Genomic DNA, 21310 nt, shown 5'->3' on the forward strand with positions numbered 1-21310 from the left:
TTTGAAAGACACGAGAGTAAAGGCGGAAGAAGTCGTTCATGGAAATAAAAATTTTAGAGTGCTTAAAGCGTCTCGAAGAAGTTGAAAAGCAGATATCTGATCCCAATATCTTTAATAATCCCAAGGAGTATAGCTCTTTAAGTAAGGAGCATGCTCGTCTTTCTGAAATTAAAAATGCTCATGAGGCGATTGTCTCGGCAAAAAAAATACTTCATGATGACAAGCTAGCTTTGTCCATAGAAAAAGATCCTGAAATGGTGGCTATGCTGGAAGAGGGCATTCAGGGAGGAGAAGAGGCTTTAGAGCGACTATCTAAGCAATTGGAAAATTTGCTTATTCCTCCGGATCCAGATGATGATTTAAGCGTGATTATGGAGTTGCGAGCAGGGACAGGAGGGGATGAAGCTGCCCTTTTTGTGGGAGACTGTGTGCGTATGTATCACCTCTATGCATCAATGAAAGGGTGGCAGTGTGAGGTGCTCTCTGCATCGGAATCAGATCTCGGGGGGTACAAAGAATACGTTATGGGAATTTCTGGGACTGCTGCGAAGCGTTTTTTGCAATATGAAGCAGGGACTCATCGCGTCCAAAGGGTCCCAGAAACGGAAACTCAGGGAAGGGTGCACACTTCTGCGGTGACTGTTGCTGTTCTTCCCGAACCAGCAGAAGATGACGAGGAAGTGTTTATTGATGAAAAAGATTTACGCATCGATACCTTCCGTTCTTCGGGAGCTGGGGGGCAGCATGTGAACGTTACTGATTCCGCTGTTCGGATCACCCACGTTCCTTCCGGTGTGGTGGTTACCTGTCAAGATGAGCGGAGCCAGCATAAAAATAAGGCGAAAGCTATGCGCGTATTGAAAGCGCGTATTCGGGATGCTGAGGTGCAAAAGCGTGTGCAGGAGGCATCAGCGATGCGCTCTGCTCAGGTAGGTAGTGGAGATCGCTCAGAGAGGATTCGAACGTATAATTTTCCTCAAAATCGCGTGACTGATCATCGAATTGGTCTGACTTTGTATAATTTAGATCGGGTGATGCAAGGGGAGTTAGATGTGATTACCACAGCTCTGGTTTCTCACGCACATCGACAATTGTTTGGGCATGAAGAAGCTAATTAGAGAGGCTTCGGAGTATCTGGAGTCGCGAGGGGTTCGGTTTCCTCAAAGGGAAGCCGAGGATATTATGATGGATCTGCTAGGGGTTCCTTCTAGAGGAATTCTCTATGGCTTAAGATGCTTGTCGGATCAGGCGCAAAAGGCATATTGGAAGTGTGTGAAGAAGCGGGGATCTCGTTATCCCACAGCATATATTCATGGTAAAGTTTGTTTTTTAGGAGTGGAATTACAGGTTTCGCCAGAGGTTCTTATCCCAAGACAAGAAACCGAAGTCTTTGTAGAGAAGGTTATTGAGTATTTGCAAACACATAAAGAAAAAAAGATTTTTTATGATGTTTGTTGTGGGAGTGGATGTATTGGTTTGGCTGTGAAGAAGCATTGTCCTCATGTGCATGTTGTGCTGTCGGATGTTTGCCCAAAAGCTTTAGCTGTAGCCAGGTCAAATGCCGAAAGAAATGGTCTTCTTGTGCACTTTTTGTTGGGAGATTTATTTGAGCCTTTCAGCGCTCCTGCAGACGCTTTTGTCTGTAATCCCCCCTATCTTTCCTACAAGGAGTTTTTTGAATCTGATCCCGAAGTGCGTTGTCACGAACCTTGGAAAGCTTTGGTTGGAGGTGTTTCTGGGCTGGAATTTTATCGTCGCATAGCTGCGCATATTCGTGAAATTTTAGTTCCGGGAGGGGTCGGATGGTTAGAAATTGGCTCAACTCAGGGGGAAAGCGTAAAGCAAATTTTTTGCTCCAAAGGAATTCGGGGGCAGGTGCTCAAAGATTATGCCCAATTAGATAGGTTTTTTTTCCTTGAAAATCAAGCTAGTGATGCTGTATCCTCTGGGGAGATTTCTGGATTTTTCGAGAGATGATTAATTCTTTATCGCAAAAACTATCTAGTATTTTCTCCTCACTTTTTGCAGCAAAGAGGGTAACAGAGGAGAGCATTTCTGATTCCATTCGAGAAGTTCGGTTAGCTCTTCTAGACGCTGATGTGCATTATCTGGCGGTAAAAAATTTTATAGCCAAGGTGAAGCAAAAAGTTGTGGGGGAAGAGGTCTGGAAACAGGTGTCCCCGGGACAGCAGTTTGTGAAATGTTTGCATGAGGAGCTTGTAGCTTCGCTTGCTTCGGATCGGGCTGATTTGTCGTTGCAGGGGCGGCCTGCTGTTATTTTGTTTTGCGGATTACAAGGAGCTGGGAAGACGACTACCTGCGCTAAGCTTGCCGATTACGTTCTTAGAGAAAAGAAGGCTAAAAAAGTATTGGTAGTATCATGCGATTTGAAACGCTTTTCAGCGGTGGATCAATTGAAAGGCTTAATCGAGCAAACAGGAGCAGATCTTTTCCAAAAGGAGGGGCAAGAACCTGTAGATATGGCAGCGGCAGCTGTTCAGTATGCAAGGGATCAGGACTATGATTTGCTGATTGTCGATACAGCTGGACGGCTTCATGTGGATGAGGCGTTGATGGATGAGTTGGCTGCTATCGCTCGTGTAACAAATCCTTCCGAAACTTTATTTGTTATGAATGCTGCCATGGGGCAGGATGCTGTAGTCGCTGCTAAAGCTTTTGATGAGCGCTTAGGGTTGACGGGTATCGTTGTATCCATGGCAGATGGTGATGCTCGAGCTGGGGCTGTTTTGTCTGTGAAGTCTCTGCTCAATAAACCGATTAAATTTGAAGGATGTGGGGAAAAAATAAAGGACCTACGTCTTTTTAATGCTCAGTCGATGGCTGAGCGTATCCTAGGAATGGGGGATACTATAAGTCTCGTCGATAAGATGCGAGAGTGCATCTCTGAAGAGGAGCATAAAGAGTTAGAAGAAAAATTGACGAAAGCAACATTTACTTATGAAGATTTTCATAAACAGATGCGAGCTTTTCGTCGTTTGGGGCCTTTGCGTAAAATCATGAATATGATGCCAAGCTTTGGAGGCGCAAAGCCCAGTGATAAGGATTTAGAAGAATCCGAGAAACAAATGAAAAGAAATGAGGCAATTATTCTTTCTATGACTCCAGAAGAAAGAAAGGAGTTGGTTGAGTTGAATATGAGCCGGATGAAAAGAATCGCTGCGGGCTGTGGCCTAACCTTAGGTGATGTGAATCAGTTTCGCAAGCAAATGATGCAATCCAAGAAATTTTTGAAGGGGATGACCCGAGAAAAAATGGAACAGATGAGAAAAAAAATGTCTGGAGGGAATCTGTGGCGTTAAAAATTCGTTTAAGACAACAAGGGCGAAAGAACCATGTTGTATATAGATTAGTACTAGCTGATGTGGAATCTCCTAGAGATGGTAAATATATTGAGATGTTAGGATGGTATGATCCTCATAGTGAGCAAAATTATCAGCTGAAGAGCGAACGGATTTTTTATTGGCTGAATCAAGGAGCCGAGCTTACCGAGAAAGCTGGAGCTTTGGTGAAACAAGGGGCTCCGGGTGTTTATGCTGAGATAATGGCTAAAAAAAATGCTCGCAGAGCGGTTGTTAGACAAAAGAGACGAGCCTACCGTCAACGTCTTGCAGCAAGAAGGGCAGAAGCGGCTGCTAAATAATAGGGATAAGAGGAATGGAGATAGATATTCTTTCTTTGTTCCCAGACTATTTTGCTAGTCCACTGCAAGCAACTATTTTGGGCCGAGCTATTAAACAGGGCGTTTTATCTGTTCGCTCACGTGATATTCGAGAGTTCGGGTTAGGGAAGTGGAAGCAAGTAGATGATGCTCCTTATGGAGGAGAGGGAATGCTTTTGATGGCCGAACCTGTTGTGCAGGCTATCAGGAACATAAAGAAAGAGGGGACCAGAGTTGTATATCTCTCTCCGCAAGGACAGCTTCTTTCCGCAAAGAAGTGTCGAGAACTCTCTCAGTGCTCCCATTTGATTTTGTTGTGTGGGCATTATGAAGGGATTGACGAGCGAGCTTTAGCTGCTGAAGTAGATGAAGAGATCAGCATTGGTGATTACGTTCTTACCAATGGCTGTGCGGCAGCTTTGGTGCTCCTAGATGCTCTCTCTCGTTTCATCCCAGGAGTTTTGGGAAACCAGGAAAGTGCGGAATGTGATTCGCTTGAAGATGGATTGCTAAAAGGGCCTCACTACACGCGTCCGCGGGTTTTTGAAGGTGCACAGGTTCCTGAAGTTCTTCTTTGCGGAGACCATCAAAAAATTGCAGACTGGAGAAGACAGGTCAGTTTAGAGAGAACGAAAGAGCGTCGACCAGACCTGTATTTGCAGTACTTTTACGGGAATAGCAATGATTTGCAGGTTCGCGAAGGACAGTCTGAGATAAAAGAAGGGGCTCTGCAGGCTTTTTCCATCATTCTAGAGGTGCAGGATCTTCGAAAGGCTAGGAGATTTTACTCTCGGGTGTTTGGGCAAGAACTAGGAGACGGCGATCGCTTGCCTGTATTGGGAAAGACCAGTTTGTATCTGCAGCAGACAAATGAAAGAAGGGGCGCGACCAAAGTATTTTTAGAGTTGGAAACAGAAGAGGCTGTTGCTCGCTTTTTAAAAAGGTGGGAAATGCTGGGTGGGCGACTCGGTGAAAGCGGGGCAGGAAATCTTCTTCTAAGGCAGGTTTTTGACTTAGATGGCCATATTTGGGTTATCTCTTGCGTACAAAAATAAAGAAAAAAGAATGTTTTTAGGTGAAATACAATGGGGAACTTAATCAAAGAATTGCAAGACGAGCAGTGTAGAGCTGACCTCGTTGATTTCTGTGTTGGTGACACGATTCGTGTAGCAACAAACATTTCGGAAGGAGGCAAAGAACGAGTTCAGGTGTTCCAAGGAACGGTAATGGCTCGTAAAGGCGGTGGTGCAGGAGAAACTGTTTCTCTTCATAGAGTCGCTTATGGCGAAGGGATGGAAAAAAGCTTCTTGCTTAATAGCCCCAAAGTAGTAAGTATTGAGGTGGTTAAGCGCGGAAAAGTATCGCGAGCACGTCTTTTCTATTTAAGAGGGAAAACTGGTAAAGCTGCTAAAGTTAAAGAGCTTATTGGTGCTAAGGCTGCTAAGAAGTAGTAAAAGCAGAAGGGCGGCATAAACCTCTTTTTGCTATTCTCAACGTTAAGAGATTGTTGGTGTATGAAATCGATCGTTGAGCAGACATTGCTTTTTGAAAAAAAAAGCATTTTTGAGAATCAGGCTATTAAGCAAGGATACTCACAAATTGCTGGCGTGGATGAGGCTGGAAGAGGCCCCCTTGCGGGCCCTGTCGTTGCTGGAGCTTGTATCTTACCTAAAGGAAAGGTTTTTTTAGGTATTGATGATAGCAAGAAATTAACCCCTAAGCAGAGACGCTATTTATACGAGCTGTTGTTAGAGGATCCTGAAGTCGTCTGCGGAATCGGTGTTGTCTCTGTTGAGCGGATAGATGAAATCAATATTCTAGAGGCCACAAAGGAAGCTATGACTCAAGCCATAGCTTCATTGCAGAATACCCCGGATTTTTTATTGGTTGATGGGTTGTTTTTGCCTCATGAGATCTCCTGTCTTAAAATTATAAAAGGAGATGCGCGCTCCGTGTCGATAGCTGCGGCATCTATCTTAGCTAAGGAGTATCGTGACGAATTGATGCGGAAGCTTCATTCGGAGTTCCCCGAATATGGATTCGATAAGCATAAGGGATACGGGACGGCAGCGCATTTACAAGCTTTAAAGCAGTTTGGCCCCTGTATACATCATAGAAAAAGTTTCTCTCCTGTAAAGGAAGCTATTCGAGAGGGAATATGTCAGTGAAAGTTGTTTCCCCTTTTTCTCAAGACGGGGTTCAATGTCTTCCTAAACTTTTTACTATCAGCGCTCCTGCTGGAGCTGGGAAGACCACTCTGGTTCATATGCTGAAAAGAGAATTTCCTTCTACGTTTGAAAAAACATTGTCTTCAACTACGCGTTCTCCCCGTCCAGGAGAAGTGCATGGTGTGGACTATGTATTTATGTCTGAAGACGAGTTTAGAGAAATTTTAGATAACGATGGGTTTCTAGAATGGGTCTTTTTATTTGGGACCTATTATGGAACTAGTAAAGCGGAGATTTCTAACATTCTTCAAAAGGGGAAGCATTGTATAGCGGTGATTGATGTACAGGGCGCTTTAGCTTTGAAAAAGCAAATGCCCACAGTAGCTATTTTCATTCAGGCTCCTTCTCAAGAAGAACTCGAAAGACGTTTAAATACAAGAGACTCGGAAGAAGAGCTCCAAAAAAAAGAGCGATTGGAGCATAGCGCTGTAGAAATCGCTGCCGTAAACCAGTTCGATTACGTCGTTGTTAATGATGATTTAACCACTGCATATCAAGTTTTAAGAAGTATTTTTATAGCTGAAGAACATAGGATAAGTCATGGCTAGAAAAGAGCGTTTAACCAATGAGAAACTAAATAAGCTATTCGATAGCCCATTTAGTTTGGTTAATTATGTAATTAAACAAGCTAAAAACAAAATTGCTAAAGGTGATGTACGTTCTTCCAACGTAGCGATAGAGGCGCTAAACTTTCTGGATCTTTATGGAATTCAGTCAGAATATGCGGAAAAGGATGATCGAGAAAGAAACTTGTCTGCAGCAGGCGAAAGACGAAAAGAACAAGGTGTTGGAATTTCCAGAAGAAAAGATCCTTCTCTGTACAACTGGAGTGATGTGAAATAGTGGAACCGTCCCGTATTCTTATAACTTCTGCTTTACCCTATGCAAATGGCCCTCTCCATTTTGGACATATTACAGGCGCTTATTTGCCTGCAGACGTTTATGCTCGTTTTCAAAGATTGTTAGGAAAAGAAGTGCTATACATCTGCGGTTCCGATGAATACGGGATTGCCATTACTTTGAATGCAGAATTAGCGGGCATGGGGTATCAGGAGTATGTCGATATGTATCACAAACTTCATAAAGATACCTTTAATAAACTCGGAATTTCTGTAGATTTTTTTTCCAGAACCACCAATTCCTATCACCCTGCTATCGTGCAAGATTTTTATCGAAATCTGCAGGAAAAGGGAGTGATAGGAAATCAGATAACAGAGCAGCTTTATTCCGAGGAAGAAGAAAAGTTTCTGGCTGACCGTTATGTTGTAGGAACTTGTCCCAAGTGTGGTTTTGATCGAGCTAGAGGAGACGAATGCCAGCAGTGTGGTGCTGATTACGAGGCTAAAGATTTGAAAGACCCACGTTCTAAATTAACTGGTGGGGCTTTGACTTTACGAAAGACAGAACACGCTTATTTACATCTAGAACGAATGAAGGAAGAATTACTGGCCTTCGTAGAGAACATATATCTACGTCCTCATATGCGTAATTTTGTCGTAGATTACATTAAAAATTTACGTCCTCGGGCTGTGACTAGGGATTTGTCTTGGGGAATCCCTGTTCCAGGTTTAGAGAATAAAGTATTTTATGTGTGGTTTGATGCTCCAATCGGCTACATTAGTGGAACTATGGATTGGGCGGCATCTATTGGAGATCCTGAAGCTTGGAAAAAGTTTTGGCTGGATGATCAAGTGACCTATACTCAGTTCATCGGTAAAGATAATACCTCTTTTCATGCAGTGATTTTCCCGGCTATGGAAATGGGCCAGACGATTCCTTATAAGAAGGTCGATGCTTTAGTGACTTCCGAGTTTTTGCTTTTGGAAGGGTTCCAATTTAGTAAATCCGAAGGCAATTTTATAGATATGGATGCGTTTTTAGAAACGTATTCTTTGGATAAATTGCGTTATGTATTAGCCGCTATTGCTCCAGAAACCTCGGATAGCGAGTTTTCTTTCCAGGAATTTAAAACGCGATGCAACTCTGAGCTCGTAGGAAAATTCGGAAATTTTGTGAATCGTGTTCTTGCTTTTGCGGTGAAAAATGACTGCACAGAACTTTCGAATCCTCAGCTAGAACAAAAAGATTTGGAATTTATAGCTGAAGCGCAAGCTCTTGTTAAAGAGGCTGCTAATCACTACCAACAATACAGTTTGCGGAAAGCAAGCTCAACGCTTATGGAGTTGGCTGCTTTAGGGAACGGGTATTTTAATGATCAAGCTCCCTGGAAACTTGCTAAAGAAGGGAATAGGAATCGAGTACAAGCGATTCTATTTTGTGCTTGTTACTGTCAAAAATTGCTGGCTCTTATTTCCTATCCTATTATGCCAGAAACAGCTTTGAAAATATGGGAAATGATCTCCCCGCGTTCTTTGGATTTAACTTCTCAGGATCCAGATAGGCTGCAGTCGCTTTGGACAGAGGCTTTTTTCGATTACTCCAAAGAAACTTTCTCATTGAAAGAACCAGAGCTGTTATTCACTATAGTCGAGTAGTTTGAGTCAGATTTTTTTAGGAAGAAGGATTCTATTTATTAGAGTCCTTCTTTTAGGGGACTCAGAGATGGGCAACCAATCGTATAGGACGAGAAAGGCTGAGGCTTGCTGAGAAGAGCATGCATAGCTTGTTGTAGCCCAGTGCACCGATGCTGTACTTTATCATTGCGGACAGCAATAGCAACAGCTTTCTTTGTCCCGACGAGAATAACCAGTTTTTTTCCTCTAGTGATTGCTGTATACAGAAGATTTCTATACAGCATAACGTAATGTGAAGTGTGAATAGGGACAATGATGCACGCGGTCTCACTTCCTTGGTATTTATGTATGGAAGTCGCATAGGCCGGTGTTAGGTCATTCAGTTCTGTCTGTGAATAACCAATATAGCGACCGTCAACACAGGCTACTAAGCTTTTTTTAGAAAGATCTATAGAGGCGATGTATCCGATATCGCCATTAAAAACCTCTTTATTATAGTTATTGCGTGTTTGCATCACGCGATCTCCCGTAGAAAAAGAATGAAATTTCCCTTGAATAAAGGGTTTGTTCGGGTTGAGAGCAGCTTTTAATTCCCTATTTAGATTCCGTATGCCTAATACACCCTTTTTCATGGGGGCTAAAACCTGAATGTCTTTTGTAAAGATACCAAATTTCTTCGGAACAAAATCAGAAACAAGATGAATGATGTGCTTGATAGCGTCTTCTGGGTCCTCCTTTTGAAAAAATAAAAAATCTTTTTTCCCGCAAGAGCTATTAAGAATTGGGAATTCTCCTTGATTGACTTTATGCGCATTGGTAATGATGTTCGAGTTTTGCAACTGACGGAAGATTTTGGTCAGGTAGGTCACTTCAATATGGTGAGAAAGAATCAGGTCTTTCAGGACATTGCCGGGGCCTACACTCGGAAGCTGGTGCACATCTCCAATAAGAATAAGAATAGCGTGATCGGGTAGTGCGGCAAGAAATCTTTGAAGGAGAATAGTATCAATCATTCCTGACTCATCAACGATCACGAGATCGCAATCAATTGGGTCTGCATGATTTTTACGAAAAGATAAAGTCTTAAAATCATATTGGAGAAGAGAGTGGATGGTTTGAGTACGTTTTCCCGTGATTTCCGTCATACGCTTCGCAGCTTTCCCGGTGGGAGCTGCTAGGATAATCTTTTTAGGAGAAGAGATCTTTTCAAAAATGGAGAGGATTGCCCGAGTAATGGTACTTTTCCCTGTTCCCGGCCCTCCGGATATAATGTGAATTTTTTGGGAAGAACTAGCGTGGAGAGCTTCTTTTTGTTTCTCTTCTAGCTTCAAATCTAAAAGATTTTCTACTTCAAGAATGGCCTCTTGGGTATTGATCGATCGTATGCGTTTCGAGGAAAACAAAAGTCTCCGGATGTCTATAGCGATTTGCTGTTCGGCAAGAAAAAGTTGCCGGGACCAAATATAGGAATCTTGCTCCAGTTCTTTGACATAAACAGCTTTTTGGCGGGCAAGGAAATGAATTTGTGTGCGGATTTCCTCCTTACGAACAATTTTTTCAGGGGTATCTTCATTCAACAATTTTTCAACAAGAACAATAAACTCATTAAGAGGATAGCAGGTGTGACCCTCCTCTTGTAGCTCATCCAAAGAGTACTGAATTCCAGCAACGATACGATTTGGGGAATTTAAAGGTACTCCTAGACATGTTGCAATAAGATCGGCAGTTTTAAACCCTACGCCGTACATTTCTTTGGCAAGAAGAAAAGGATCTTGACAGACTTTATCAATAGTTTGGTTTTGGTATTTTTTGTACAAGCGTAAGCCATAGTGAATAGCAATTCCATGCCGTTGCAGAAATAAGAGAGCATTGCGCAGGTCTTTTTGTTCTTGGAGTTGTCTGGAAAAATCCTCACATCGGGTAGGGGAGATTCCATCCACTTCTACAAGTTTAGAAGGACTGGAATCTAGTACAAAGAGCGTTTCTTCCCCAAAAGTCGAGACAATTTTTTGAGCAAGTTTGGGTCCAACGCCTTTAATTTGCGCGGTAAGATAAGCCATAATTGCTGAAGCAGGATTGTACGTTGTAGCAGCAGTAAAGCGAAATACTAAAGCTCCGCTAGCATCTACGCTCCAGTGACCAGTTAAATCAACAGAAGAGCCGATTTTAAAGAGAGAAAGGGAGTGATTTCCACAAATGGTAACGAGTGAATTTTTATAAGGGACCCTTAGAAAAGCATATGCTATTTGATCGGATAGGGGATCTTCTGGCAGGATGAGCTCCAAAATACCGGAAAGTTTTTCTTCACAACCCATATCTTTTTAACTCTCTTGGAAGTGCTTGAATTTTAGAAAGGCTTAAGTCGGTGTCGGACAGCATTATAGATTCTAATAAGACTCTGATCGGTATTTTTTATATTTAACTAACAAAAGAAGTCTATGGAAAAATGAAACTTTTGCGGAATGTTTCTTAGTCTTTTAGACGATTGGTGGGGGAAAAGTAGAGGCCTCCAAAAAAGAAAGAAAAGGGGAAAGGATAGAGGTTAGTTGGGATCGATCTCTGAACTTACAACAGTTTCCGCAGCAATTTCGCGCTCATTAGCTTTTTTCTGAGCAAGAAGAAGACAAATGCTTGCTCCCAGCATTAAAGAGAATCCTAGGCCCTCTTGAAAAGACGGTATTTCCTGTTTGTACACATAAGAAAGGATCCAGCCAAAGATTGGTTCAAAGATAAGCAGCGCTCCTAAAAGAGCTGTAGACAGATGGAGGGAGGCTTTGTTCCAGGCTGCGATGGCTCGAGAGGATGAAAAAATCCCCATGGCGGAGCAAAGAAGAATAAACAAGAATCTTTCAGAAAGAGGGGTGTGAAATAGAAAATCTTGAGCAACATGAGTAACCCCAGAGCAATCACCTAAAATAATCAAGGGGAGGCAAATAATAAGAGAGCTAATCCCTAGCATATGACACCAAGTATCTGGAGAGATCTGAGGATGTCTTTCCAAGAAATCATGATTACAGATGATGTATCCGGCCCAAATGCTGGTTGCTACTGTTACACATCCTAGTCCAAAAAGGTAGAGAAGAAGGGAGGAACTAGAGTCCGATTGGAATTCAGAGATATTCGACAGAATAATCCCGATCACAATAATACCGCTCATGCTTAAAAGAAAGGGGTAAGAAAGAACCTTTTTTTTAAGATTAGAATAAAAAAGGATAGCAATGGGAGCTAATCCAGCAATAATCACTGTCACCGCGGATCCCGAATAACGGACAGCTTGTGCAATGCCAAAATAATACACGATATTGATAAGAAACGCCCATAAAGTGCTTGTTTTCCAAAGGGAAAAAGGAACGGTTTTGAAAATGTTCGAACGCCTATAACAAATAGTAATGAGCGAACAGATTCCAAAAACGGAATAGCGGGTGAGTACAATATCCAAGTCTGGGAAATTTCCTAGCATACTAGGAATCACAAAAACAATGCCCCAATAGAAACAAGCTAATAGGCTATAGAAGATACCTAAGGGCGTGTTACGAGAGCTTGTCATTGGATTAGGGGAGGACATCATACTTTATCGGCTCTCCTACTTAAAAGTTGTGTTACTAAGGCGTTACAAAAACAGAGGACTTGTGAGGACGAAGGTCAGATAAAGACAAAAAGAGCCGGTAGAATGCCTCTCTTTTCTTTTTTCTCCCTTTTTAAAGGAGCTCACAGTCCAAAAAGGACTATTACAGAACGATTATATTCTTATAAAGATTTTTGGTAAACAGTGTGGGGCGAGGCTATTTACCGTTTTAAGTAAAGATTTTAAAAAGCCCTTTTATTTAACAGTTAAAGATCTACTATTGGATAAGTGCTTAAAGAATGTTTTCTGTTACAATGTGGAAAGCGTTTTCAGAGGGCTTGGATATGAAACGTATTTTAGTTTATGCGGATAAGGGAGTCTCTCCTTACTATTTACGTCATACAGTTCGTTGGCTGAAGCTAGTTGCGGAGCCTTTCAAGATGGAGGTGTGTCGTGTGAATGGGCATTTTCTCATTCACGAGCCCTTTTGGGAGGAGACCACTCAGCTTTTGGTGATCCCGGGTGGTGCCGATGTCCCTTATCATAATGTATTGCATGGATTAGGAACCGCCAGGATTGATAGTTACGTAAGAGAGGGAGGATGTTACCTGGGAATTTGTGCAGGTGCGTATTTTGGGTGTGCTCGTTTTGCTTTTTTAGAACCAAACGGTTCTTTATTTGTAGCTAAAAGGGATTTAGGATTTTTTCCTGGCACAGCTCATGGCCCAGCTTATGAGAGCGCATTCTCTTACACAAGTTCCTCCGGAGTCCTCGCTGCGCCGCTAATTTTTGCTGATTTCCCTGAAAGAAGTTTCGCTCTCTTTAATGGAGGGTGTTATTTTGAGGGGGCTGAAGATTTCTCAGGAATACGAGTAGAGGCTCGTTATCATGATCTTCCGGGGTGCCCAGCAGCGATTATCTCTCGTCGTCTCGATAAAGGCTTGGTGGTTCTTTCCGGCCCTCACATAGAATATATTCCAGAGTTTTGCTCGCTACAAGAAGAGAATGTTGTCCATGCTCGAAGGCTGATTGCGGATAACTCCCAGAGTCTCGAGGAATATAAGCAGTCATTAATCCAGCGTTTATTAAGCAATGTCGTTGAACACGTTTTGCATTAAGATTGTTTCGAAGCTTTGGGGGTGAGTTTTCTCTGCCGAGAACAAGAATGGCTGAATTTGTCCCAACAATCCCAATGTATCTTTTGTCTCTAATCCAGATAAAATAATCGTTGTTAGCGCGGTTTCACTGATAGGTCTTACAGGAGAGAGAATCCGCATATTCGATACGTGTCCTGGCAGTGTGTAGAGCTGCTTTTTCATGAAAATAGTAAAGAAATCTTCATAATCTAGAGGGAATATCGGAGCGAGTTGTTTTGTTCTCCACTCAGAAACTTTTGCATAGCGCAGCTGTTCTAAAGCGCAGAACAGGGCCAATAACTCTAATGTTCGAGCTTTGGGTGTGTGTATTGGGGTTTTAAGAGGTTCTAGCAGCAAAACGCTATTAGATAGGTTATGTTCTATGATCTGTGCATAGTGCATAAAAAGCGTTTTAAACAGCTCTTCCTGCTGTAAAGGCCTATTCTCTTGAATAGGGATAAAGAAAGTTTCTGTTCCTGTATTGTAGTGTTGTTGCAGCACGCCCTTGGTAGCTTCACGCATAATGGGGTTGGCTGGGGGTAATTGGTGAGCATAGCCTACTTTACAGGTCAATTCATTGGATTTGACGAGGTAGGTGTGGAGGGTTTCAAAATCCAAGGTCGATAGTGTTAACGAGAAGGGTAAATAGTGATGCGATAAGACCACGGTTTCTGGCTGTTGCGAATCCGAAGGGATGATTTGAGGAGTCCAATCAGTAAAGGCTCCAGAGAGGAGGGTTTCTGGGTGCTTAAAGAAAAACTCTTTGTATTTAGAATTTGCCCCTTTAAAGCAATCTTTTAAACCGGGATCAGGGCGTAAACTTGAGATGTTTTTCGATTCTGTTTTTAAAAAATCGATAAGAGAAGCGGAGAGAGAAGGAATGGATTTTGTGAAGGAAATGAGCTGCTGTATTGCATAGGGAACGAGTTTTTGGCATCCAAGAAAACTAATTACAGAAACCAGTAAGGCGAAGCAAATCCCGGAGGCAATGAAAATGGGGGGGCCGGCGAAAAAGAACCCGCATGCAGTGATGAACCCTATAATTAGAGAGAGCATTCCCGAAAAAATGATAAAAGCCTTGGTTGTTAGCTGTTCTGCTGCTAAGGAAAGAATGTATCTAAAGGATGAATAAAAGGAGTGACATTCTATGGGATACATAAGGTCCTCGGATCCTCTAAAAGAGCGCATTGGAGAAAATGATCTTGTCTGTAGATAGAAAGAGTAAGATTTACCGTTAAAAGTTGCTCAATATATCACGAGATCAAAAAAATAGGTGTTTATTGCAAAGGGGCGCTGATGAATCTGAAAAAGATTTCCTACAGGACCCAGAGTTCGTTTTGCCAAATGCTTAAAAACAAACAGAAATCCTGAGGCTAACAAAAAAAAGACTCCGGAGGATGGGTTCGAACCAACGACCAATGGATTAACAGTCCACTGCTCTACCGCTGAGCTACTCCGGAACAATTAAAGCAACATTCTGCATCAATAGGTAATAAAAAGTCAAGCGATCATGAAAAACTTTTTTATTTGTGATCATTTTTTTCCGCTTGAGGCTGATCCTGGAAGCATATTTTTTCATACCCCTTGGGAACCAGACCTAATTTATGAATAAGAGCTAACTCAATGACTTGGGGATTATCCCAGAAAGCTAAGTGGGTGCTGAGTGCTTGTTGTTTATTCTGGGCTTTTTCTAAACGAGTTTTTAAGTGAAAAACGCGCTGTTGCAGGCGGAGTTCTTGCGCGCGTAACTGAGAGATTGCTCTATCATATACAAAACCTCCGCCCAAAAGATAAAGAATAAGCCACCAAGAACGGATGACTAGTTCCTCAATATACCTGAACCCAAAAATCGGTTTTTTACTCGCCATATCAGTCCAGGGAATGGGAAGTTACACAAAGGGGATAGTGATACCCTGTTGTTTTTGATATTTTCCTTGACGTTCTGCATAAGAGACGTCGCAAGCAGAATCTCCTTCAAAGAAAAGAACTTGGGCAATACCTTCATTCGCATAAATTTTAGCTGGAAGCGGAGTAGTATTAGAAATTTCAATAGTTACATATCCTTCCCATTCAGGTTCGAAGGGAGTGACATTGACAATCAGTCCGCAACGAGCGTATGTCGATTTTCCAATACAGACGGTAAGAACGTTTCGGGGGATGCGGAAATATTCCACGCTACGAGCTAAGGCAAAAGAGTTGGGGGGAATAACACAAACATCATCCACAATAGAAACGAGAGCATCTTCTGTGAAACATTTTGGATCGACTAAGGAATTGTAGATATTGGTAAAAACTTTGAATTCTCTAGAGATGCGCAAATCATATCCGTAACTGGATAAACCATAACTAATCAATTTTTCGCCAGTTTCTGGATGTACTTTGACTTGACTATCAGCAAAAGGTTCAATCATACCTTCTTCGATAGCCATTTTGCGAATCCAGTTATCTTCTTTAATCCCCATAACTTTTCTCGATTATTTTTTTTTATGCCTATTTTTCAGAATGATTGTAGAAAACAAGAGCCGAAACTCTCAACACTACAGCATGTGCAATTGTATGAAAAGACGCAACGTTTTAATGCCATATTGAAGAGGGTTTTTTTCTTTAAATAGTCTTTTATATAAGGCGGGAATAAATCAACAGTCAGGGGAATCCCTTGACTTCGCTTATTAGAGGATGTCAAAATAAGTTTCTTGATTTTGATTAATCAATAACCGCAGCTACAAATACTTATATGACTCATAAAATTTCCGTTTTACATCAAGATAAAAAGTTTGACTTTTCTTTAAGACCAAAAAAATTAACAGAGTTCTGTGGGCAAATACAGTTAAAAGAGCGATTGGATCTTTTTCTTCGAGCTGCGGTTCAGCGGGAAGAAGTGCCGGGGCACTGTTTGTTTTATGGACCTCCAGGCTTAGGCAAGACCTCTCTAGCGCACATCATGGCAAATACTATAGGTAAAGGGCTGGTGATTGCTTCAGGTCCTCAGCTATTAAAACCGGCGGATCTCATAGGATTATTGACTGGGCTGCAAGAGGGGGATGTCTTTTTTATTGATGAGATCCATCGCATGGGGAAAACCGCTGAAGAGTATCTCTATCCAGCTATGGAGGATTTTAAAGTAGATATTACTTTAGATTCTGGGCCGGGGGCTCGTTCTGTACGTCTGGACTTGGCTCCTTTCACCTTAGTCGGAGCAACGACTCGCGCAGGAATGTTAAGTGAACCTTTGCGCACACGTTTTGCTTTTACGGGACGAGTGGATTACTATGATGATGAAGAGCTCGTTTCCATTCTATCTCGTTCTGCGCAACTGCTCGATATAGAGGCGAATAAAGAAGCTCTATTGGAAATTGCTAAGAGAGCAAGGGGGACCCCGCGTTTAGCAAATAATCTGCTTCGATGGGTTCGAGATTTTGCTCAAATGCGAGAGGGAAATTGTATTAATAGTGTCGTAGCAGAAAAAGCTTTAGCTATGTTATTAATAGATAACTTAGGGTTGAATGAGATTGATATTAAGCTTCTCTCTGTAATGATTGATTTTTATCAAGGCGGTCCTGTTGGCATGAAAACGCTCGCAATGGCCGTAGGAGAAGATGTCAGAACTCTGGAAGATATGTACGAGCCCTTTTTGATTTTAAAGGGATTGATTCAGCGAACTGCTAGAGGACGAGTCGCAACCCCGTTGGCGTATCAACATCTGAACAGGAACCCAAAAGACAGGTGGGGAGAGGAATAAAGTGAGAAAGTTAAATCTACTCGTACTGCTAGGAGTTTTTTGTGGAGTAGGGGTTGTTGGGGATGCTGACGTTAAAGTGTCTGATGCTTTATCGCAATCTATTCTTAATGAACCCAAAATCCGAGTTCTTTTGCTCAAAGAAAGTACGACAGCTTTGGTGGAAGCTAAAGGCGCGTTCTCTGTATTTGGGGACGGTGAACTTTTGCAAGTTTCTTCTCAAGGACAACGTTGTGCTGCTCACGCGTTATATGGAGGAATTCGTTGGGGAGAGAACTATCCAAATGTTGAGTGTTTAAAGATTGAACCTCTTGATGGGTCTGCCTCGCTGTTCGTTAATGGTATTCAATATAAAGGCGCTGTTTACATTCACAGAACAGAGCGTAATTGCCTATTTGTCGTGAATGAGTTGGCTGTAGAAGATTATCTGAAATCGATTCTTTCTGTGAAGTATTTGAAGGAATTGGACAAAGAGGCTTTATCCGCTTGCGTCATTTTAGAAAGGACAGCTCTGTATGAGCGTCTCCTTGCAGGTAACTCGAACAACTTTTGGCATGTGAATGCTCAGGATGACTGTTACGGGGGATTTGGAGTTACATCGCAATTTTATGGTGTAGAAGAAGCTGTAGATTGGACATCGAGACTCGTTTTAGATAATCCTGAGGGGTTGGTTTTTAATGCGGATTATTTATTGCAAGCAAATGTGGGGCGTTTAGCTATAGAAGGCTACAATGCTCGGCAAATCTTGGAAAAATTCTATAAGGATGCAGAGCTTGTGGTTATTGAGTCCTGGGAAGACGATAATAAAGGTGTTTAGGGACTAGCTTCGGAATAGAACGAGGGAAGATCGAAATCTCTTGAAGGTTCTATCTTGTTAAGGAAGATCGAAAGATTTCTTTTTTCTACTGATAGCCACTAAAGAGCTGTAAGGTTCCAGTACAAGTTTAGGAGATAGGATCTGAGAAAAGAACCCTGTTGTACTATCTACAATTTTCTCGTAAGCCAGGTGTTCTTTTCTTAATTTAGGCAGAGCAATTTCAATGCGCTCATTCCCACTATAGAAGGCGATAAATAGGCTATAGTTGGGATGTTTCAATTCAAAGGCTAGATAGTGGTCTGGCGTCCATTCTCTAGGAGAGCCTTTCGCATTTAACCAGGTTACAGTCTCTTCTGACAAAAAATTCGTATTGAATAATTCAGCGTGGGCTTTTCGTAAAGAAATGACTTGGCATAGAAAAGAAAACAATTCTTTCCTTTCCGTTAAGCGGTCCCAAAGGAAATGATTGATTTTTGTATCCAAACACCAGTGATTATTATTCCCATACGCAGTATGCCCGTATTCATCCCCAGATTTTATCATAGGAATTCCCTGAGATAAAAAAAGAGCGAGAAAGAAATTTTTTATTTGGCGTTCACGTAGCTGGCAAATGTCTGGGTCAGAAGTTTCTCCTTCATGGCCAAAATTATAGCTGTAATTTGCAGAGGTGCCATCAAGATTATGCTCTCCATTCTCTTCATTATGTTTATCATTGTAAGAGACGGTATCATAGAGGGTGAATCCGTCATGAGAACAGATATAGTTAATAGAATTCGTAGGGTTTCCGTTGGGATAGATATCACGAGACCCGGATATTCGAGTGGCGAAAGAACTGACTTGATGAGGATCTCCGTTAAGAAAGGCTTTCACGTGATCTCGATAACAACCATTCCACTCACTCCATCTAGTTGATATAGAAGGGAAGTGACCTAGTTGATAGAGTCCTCCCGCATCCCACGGTTCAGCAATGAGCTTGGTTTCTGATAAAATGGAATCTGATGATATCGCTTGCAGAATAGGGGTTAAAGGATGAGGGACTCCCTGCGAGTCTCTAGAGAAGACCGAGGCTAAATCAAAACGAAATCCATCCACATGCATTTCTTTCACCCAGTAACGCAGCGCATCGAGAATCCATTTAAGCGCTGTGGGAGTATTGGTGTTTACGGTATTCCCGCAACCAGAAAAATTAAGCAGGTCTCCGCGGTCATTAAGCATATAGTAGGATTCTAGATCTATCCATGGGAGAGGGCAACTAGTTCCTTCGAATCCTGTATGGTTGAAGACCACATCTAAGATAACCTCTATTCCTGCACGATGTAATGTTTTTACAAGGGTTTTGAATTCTCGTGCAGGAGCGCAAGGATCTGCTCCATAAGTGTAACGGCGAGAAGGACAGAAAAAGTTAACAGAAGAATACCCCCAATAGTTACATAGGTGAGGGAAATCTTTATTTTTAAAGGGATGGACGGTTTCGTCAAATTCAAAAATAGGAAGTAATTCGACAGCGTTAACGCCGAGTTGTTTGAGATGATCTATCTTTTCGATGATGCCAAGAAATGTTCCCGGATGAGAGGTTCGAGAAGAGGGGTCTTGAGTGAAAGATCGAACATGCATCTCGTAAATAAAATAGTTTTCTTTAGGAAGACGTAAAGGGCGATCGCCTTCCCAGTCAAAATCTTCTTGTTTTAAGTAGCTAAACGCGTAATCTTTATCTCGCTTAGGAGATCCAAAAAGTTGCGGAGAATAAATGTTTTTAGAGTAAGGATCCGCAATGTAGGCGTTTGTAGAAAAATTTTTATGGAAAGAGTCTGCCTGGTGAAGCTTGTAAGCATACGACCACTCACTCGAAATTCCTGAAATTTCGATGTGCCAGATAGCCCCGGTTCGGTGATCGGTAGAAGAAAGCGGAATTTCATGGATTACAGAAGAAGGATCTAACAGTACTAGGATGACCTGTCGAGCCTGAGAGGCAAATAGAGAGAATCGGTAGCGATTTGCGGAGAGCCTGTGCGCTCCTAGAGGAAGTGGGGTGGTGGAATGAACCGACAAAGACTCCATAAAAACCAAAGCGCGAAAATCAGGTGAAAGAAGAGAGGGGGATTTTAATGCACAAAAGGAAGAGTTTCTTCTCTTCCTTTTGTTACATGAAAGCAAAAATTACGCACGAATTCCTGTTGGAGGCGGTTGAATTCCCCCGCTTCCCCCTTGAGGCATTTGTGGCATGGTATCAACGGTAGGCTCTCGTCCTGCGCTGATATCAGAACAAACAGTTCGCCATTTCACAACGGTTTCAATGAAGAGTTGCGCAAAAGCTTTCAATAAGTTGGTCTCTGCATATTTCATGTCTAACACGCAGTGCATTAAGATCAACTGTTCCTTGGTGGCAACTCCAACCCCTCCACCAGCCATTTGGCCTCCGAGCATAGAGCCTTCCAACAATTTTTCATACAGAGCCAACTTCCTCTGGGGATTATCTGGCAGCCCATCAAGAAGAGGTGCATAAACGTAAAGGCGATCAGAGTGTTCTTCGTAGGTCAGGTGAAGAGAAAACTCTCCATCAACAAACAGAATGCACGTATTATTCTGATCGAAGGCTACGTCGGGGAGTTTAAGCTCTTTAGCAAAATTTTTTAGATTTTCCTCAGCATTCTGCCTGGACATGAGGGAATCTCCTTCGTACTGTTTTTTTTAAACCTAGCATAAGCAGGTTTGTTAGTAAATGATTAGGGCCGCGACAAGATAACTTGTTGTTAGCAAGGCTTCCTCGGTCGCGGGGTGCGACATCCTTGCTCAAGTTTCTTGACAGTCCTAGTGCTTTTTAGCTGGCAAAAAATGAGAAGGCGCAAGCTCGTTCCCTTCGTTCTGTTATGCATGGAACGCACGCTAAAAGACCTTTTAGTTGCTGTAGATCCAACGAGGGGACAATTGTCACAGGATATTTTTTTTAGTCATTTTCCGCAACACCCTATAGAGAATACTTGTGTTCACGAAAAAACCAGTCCTAGTGTACAGTCTTCTCTGATGATAAAGAGGTTCTGGAAGAACACCTTGCATTTTGAGTAGGGTAGCCTCATAGGAAGTTTTATAGACAAGGAAGGTTTTTATGTTGTTCGGATATCTGGTAGGATTTTTAGCTGCCGATCCTGAAGAAAGAATGACGTCTGGAGGTAAACGAGTTGTTGTTTTGCGTTTAGGCGTGAAGTCTCGTGTGGGATCCAGAGATGAAACAGTATGGTGCAGATGTAATATCTGGAACAATCGTTACGATAAAATGCTTCCCTATTTGAAAAAAGGCTCTTCGGTGATTGTTGCTGGAGAGCTCTCTTTGGAAAGTTATGTAGGTAGAGATGGGACTCCACAAGCTTCTATTTCTGTAAGTGTGGATACGTTGAAATTTAATTCTGGATCGTCGCGTCCCGAAGGTAAAGGCTCGGAAGAGAACCGTCAACGATCCAATGACAATGTCTCCATTGGGTTTGATGGGGAAAGTTTAGATACAGATTCAGCTCTCGATAAGGAAGTCTATGCTGGATTTGGAGAAGATCAGCAATACGCTAGCGAAGACGTTCCTTTCTAATTGTCCTAGAGGCCTCATTTTAGGAAGCAGAGCTTTTTCTGAAGGGGGCCTTTTCCTTGGTAAAACATCAAAATGTTTGGTTTTTGGGGGCTGCTTAG

21 protein-coding genes and 1 tRNA gene are annotated in these 21310 nt (G+C 42.2%); 14 read left to right on the forward strand and 8 right to left on the reverse strand.

All coding sequences use genetic code 11. The features are described from left to right. The first annotated feature begins 38 nt into the window (after positions 1-38). From prfA to metG, 10 genes are all read left to right on the forward strand, one after another. The gene (prfA, locus tag B6E89_RS00125; RefSeq protein WP_035405481.1) at positions 39-1118 is read left to right on the forward strand and encodes a peptide chain release factor 1; all 1080 of its coding nucleotides are present in this window, start codon (positions 39-41) and stop codon (positions 1116-1118) included. After that, entirely contained in the window at positions 1102-1977 is an 876-nt protein-coding gene (gene prmC / locus B6E89_RS00130) for a peptide chain release factor N(5)-glutamine methyltransferase (RefSeq protein ID WP_080122853.1), read from the forward strand. Before prfA ends, prmC begins: the two co-directional genes overlap by 17 nt. Then, positions 1974-3320: a signal recognition particle protein gene (gene ffh / locus B6E89_RS00135; protein WP_080124185.1), complete on the forward strand. Its 1347-nt coding sequence runs from the start codon at positions 1974-1976 to the stop codon at positions 3318-3320. The genes prmC and ffh overlap by 4 nt, the downstream gene beginning before the upstream one ends. Beyond that, positions 3311-3661, forward strand: coding sequence for a 30S ribosomal protein S16 (locus B6E89_RS00140; RefSeq protein ID WP_035405489.1), 351 nt, complete (start codon positions 3311-3313; stop codon positions 3659-3661). The genes ffh and B6E89_RS00140 overlap by 10 nt, the downstream gene beginning before the upstream one ends. A gap of 14 nt (positions 3662-3675) precedes the next feature. Next, entirely contained in the window at positions 3676-4734 is a 1059-nt protein-coding gene (trmD, locus tag B6E89_RS00145) for a tRNA (guanosine(37)-N1)-methyltransferase TrmD (protein ID WP_080121072.1), read from the forward strand. A 30-nt stretch (positions 4735-4764) separates the two neighbouring features. After that, the gene (rplS, locus tag B6E89_RS00150) at positions 4765-5130 is read left to right on the forward strand and encodes a 50S ribosomal protein L19 (RefSeq protein WP_035405496.1); all 366 of its coding nucleotides are present in this window, start codon (positions 4765-4767) and stop codon (positions 5128-5130) included. A gap of 63 nt (positions 5131-5193) precedes the next feature. Beyond that, the gene (locus B6E89_RS00155) at positions 5194-5847 is read left to right on the forward strand and encodes a ribonuclease HII (RefSeq protein ID WP_080121074.1); all 654 of its coding nucleotides are present in this window, start codon (positions 5194-5196) and stop codon (positions 5845-5847) included. Beyond that, a complete protein-coding gene (gene gmk, locus B6E89_RS00160; RefSeq protein ID WP_080122855.1) occupies positions 5838-6455 on the forward strand; it encodes a guanylate kinase in 618 nt (205 codons plus the stop codon). Before B6E89_RS00155 ends, gmk begins: the two co-directional genes overlap by 10 nt. Then, complete coding sequence (locus B6E89_RS00165; RefSeq protein ID WP_035405502.1) at positions 6448-6750, forward strand: hypothetical protein; 303 nt, start codon at positions 6448-6450, stop codon at positions 6748-6750. The genes gmk and B6E89_RS00165 overlap by 8 nt, the downstream gene beginning before the upstream one ends. Beyond that, positions 6750-8402: a methionine--tRNA ligase gene (metG, locus tag B6E89_RS00170; RefSeq protein ID WP_080132805.1), complete on the forward strand. Its 1653-nt coding sequence runs from the start codon at positions 6750-6752 to the stop codon at positions 8400-8402. The genes B6E89_RS00165 and metG overlap by 1 nt, the downstream gene beginning before the upstream one ends. Positions 8403-8440: 38 nt before the next feature. Here the strand turns inward: metG and recD2 are convergent, their stop codons facing one another. After that, complete coding sequence (recD2, locus tag B6E89_RS00175; protein ID WP_035405507.1) at positions 8441-10696, reverse strand: SF1B family DNA helicase RecD2; 2256 nt, start codon at positions 10694-10696, stop codon at positions 8441-8443. A gap of 227 nt (positions 10697-10923) precedes the next feature. Next, on the reverse strand, positions 10924-11949 hold the full coding sequence (locus tag B6E89_RS00180; protein WP_099156059.1) for a DMT family transporter: 1026 nt from the start codon (positions 11947-11949) through the stop codon (positions 10924-10926). Between the two features lie 341 nt (positions 11950-12290). Here B6E89_RS00180 and B6E89_RS00185 point away from each other — a divergent pair, with 341 nt between their 5' ends. Next, complete coding sequence (locus tag B6E89_RS00185) at positions 12291-13064, forward strand: BPL-N domain-containing protein (RefSeq protein ID WP_080127017.1); 774 nt, start codon at positions 12291-12293, stop codon at positions 13062-13064. Here the strand turns inward: B6E89_RS00185 and B6E89_RS00190 are convergent. From B6E89_RS00190 to dcd, 4 genes are all read right to left on the reverse strand, one after another. Beyond that, positions 13032-14240, reverse strand: coding sequence for a hypothetical protein (locus B6E89_RS00190; RefSeq protein WP_080123465.1), 1209 nt, complete (start codon positions 14238-14240; stop codon positions 13032-13034). The two genes, B6E89_RS00185 and B6E89_RS00190, sit on opposite strands and share 33 nt — an antisense overlap. Before the next feature lie 230 nt (positions 14241-14470). Next, positions 14471-14542: transfer RNA gene (locus B6E89_RS00195), tRNA-Asn, on the reverse strand. Between the two features lie 63 nt (positions 14543-14605). Further along, a complete protein-coding gene (locus B6E89_RS00200; RefSeq protein WP_035405514.1) occupies positions 14606-14950 on the reverse strand; it encodes a hypothetical protein in 345 nt (114 codons plus the stop codon). A 21-nt stretch (positions 14951-14971) separates the two neighbouring features. Further along, positions 14972-15544 carry a dCTP deaminase gene (dcd, locus tag B6E89_RS00205; protein WP_080122859.1) on the reverse strand — a complete coding sequence of 191 codons (573 nt, stop codon included), beginning with the start codon at positions 15542-15544 and terminating at the stop codon, positions 14972-14974. A 272-nt stretch (positions 15545-15816) separates the two neighbouring features. On the opposite strand from dcd, the gene ruvB reads away from it, so the two are divergent. Both ruvB and B6E89_RS00215 read left to right on the forward strand, forming a co-directional pair. Continuing rightward, positions 15817-16821, forward strand: coding sequence for a Holliday junction branch migration DNA helicase RuvB (gene ruvB, locus B6E89_RS00210; RefSeq protein WP_080121081.1), 1005 nt, complete (start codon positions 15817-15819; stop codon positions 16819-16821). 1 nt (position 16822) lies between these two features. Then, entirely contained in the window at positions 16823-17635 is an 813-nt protein-coding gene (locus tag B6E89_RS00215; RefSeq protein ID WP_035405520.1) for a SpoIID/LytB domain-containing protein, read from the forward strand. Between the two features lie 57 nt (positions 17636-17692). Here B6E89_RS00215 and B6E89_RS00220 read toward each other — a convergent pair whose 3' ends face one another. Both B6E89_RS00220 and B6E89_RS00225 read right to left on the reverse strand, forming a co-directional pair. Further along, positions 17693-19693, reverse strand: coding sequence for a glycogen debranching protein (locus tag B6E89_RS00220; RefSeq protein ID WP_080133246.1), 2001 nt, complete (start codon positions 19691-19693; stop codon positions 17693-17695). A gap of 99 nt (positions 19694-19792) precedes the next feature. Further along, positions 19793-20296: a type III secretion chaperone Slc1 gene (locus B6E89_RS00225; RefSeq protein WP_035405522.1), complete on the reverse strand. Its 504-nt coding sequence runs from the start codon at positions 20294-20296 to the stop codon at positions 19793-19795. A gap of 442 nt (positions 20297-20738) precedes the next feature. On the opposite strand from B6E89_RS00225, the gene B6E89_RS00235 reads away from it, so the two are divergent. Beyond that, a complete protein-coding gene (locus B6E89_RS00235) occupies positions 20739-21212 on the forward strand; it encodes a single-stranded DNA-binding protein (protein WP_035405525.1) in 474 nt (157 codons plus the stop codon). The last annotated feature ends 98 nt before the right edge of the window (positions 21213-21310 follow it).

This window comes from Chlamydia suis, from assembly GCF_900169085.1.
Taxonomy (GTDB): domain Bacteria; phylum Chlamydiota; class Chlamydiia; order Chlamydiales; family Chlamydiaceae; genus Chlamydia; species Chlamydia suis.

Bases quoted from the DNA above. Each gene is read 5' to 3' on its own strand.
- prfA (WP_035405481.1), top strand. From the start codon at position 39: ATGGAAATAAAAATTTTAGAGTGCTTAAAGCGTCTCGAAGAAGTTGAA.
- prmC (WP_080122853.1), top strand. From the start codon at position 1,102: ATGAAGAAGCTAATTAGAGAGGCTTCGGAGTATCTGGAGTCGCGAGGG.
- ffh (WP_080124185.1), top strand. From the start codon at position 1,974: ATGATTAATTCTTTATCGCAAAAACTATCTAGTATTTTCTCCTCACTT.
- trmD (WP_080121072.1), top strand. From the start codon at position 3,676: ATGGAGATAGATATTCTTTCTTTGTTCCCAGACTATTTTGCTAGTCCA.
- rplS (WP_035405496.1), top strand. From the start codon at position 4,765: ATGGGGAACTTAATCAAAGAATTGCAAGACGAGCAGTGTAGAGCTGAC.
- B6E89_RS00155 (WP_080121074.1), top strand. From the start codon at position 5,194: ATGAAATCGATCGTTGAGCAGACATTGCTTTTTGAAAAAAAAAGCATT.
- gmk (WP_080122855.1), top strand. From the start codon at position 5,838: ATGTCAGTGAAAGTTGTTTCCCCTTTTTCTCAAGACGGGGTTCAATGT.
- B6E89_RS00165 (WP_035405502.1), top strand. From the start codon at position 6,448: ATGGCTAGAAAAGAGCGTTTAACCAATGAGAAACTAAATAAGCTATTC.
- recD2 (WP_035405507.1), bottom strand. From the start codon at position 10,696: ATGGGTTGTGAAGAAAAACTTTCCGGTATTTTGGAGCTCATCCTGCCA.
- B6E89_RS00180 (WP_099156059.1), bottom strand. From the start codon at position 11,949: ATGATGTCCTCCCCTAATCCAATGACAAGCTCTCGTAACACGCCCTTA.
- B6E89_RS00185 (WP_080127017.1), top strand. From the start codon at position 12,291: ATGAAACGTATTTTAGTTTATGCGGATAAGGGAGTCTCTCCTTACTAT.
- B6E89_RS00190 (WP_080123465.1), bottom strand. From the start codon at position 14,240: ATGTATCCCATAGAATGTCACTCCTTTTATTCATCCTTTAGATACATT.
- B6E89_RS00200 (WP_035405514.1), bottom strand. From the start codon at position 14,950: ATGGCGAGTAAAAAACCGATTTTTGGGTTCAGGTATATTGAGGAACTA.
- dcd (WP_080122859.1), bottom strand. From the start codon at position 15,544: ATGGGGATTAAAGAAGATAACTGGATTCGCAAAATGGCTATCGAAGAA.
- ruvB (WP_080121081.1), top strand. From the start codon at position 15,817: ATGACTCATAAAATTTCCGTTTTACATCAAGATAAAAAGTTTGACTTT.
- B6E89_RS00220 (WP_080133246.1), bottom strand. From the start codon at position 19,693: ATGGAGTCTTTGTCGGTTCATTCCACCACCCCACTTCCTCTAGGAGCG.
- B6E89_RS00225 (WP_035405522.1), bottom strand. From the start codon at position 20,296: ATGTCCAGGCAGAATGCTGAGGAAAATCTAAAAAATTTTGCTAAAGAG.
- B6E89_RS00235 (WP_035405525.1), top strand. From the start codon at position 20,739: ATGTTGTTCGGATATCTGGTAGGATTTTTAGCTGCCGATCCTGAAGAA.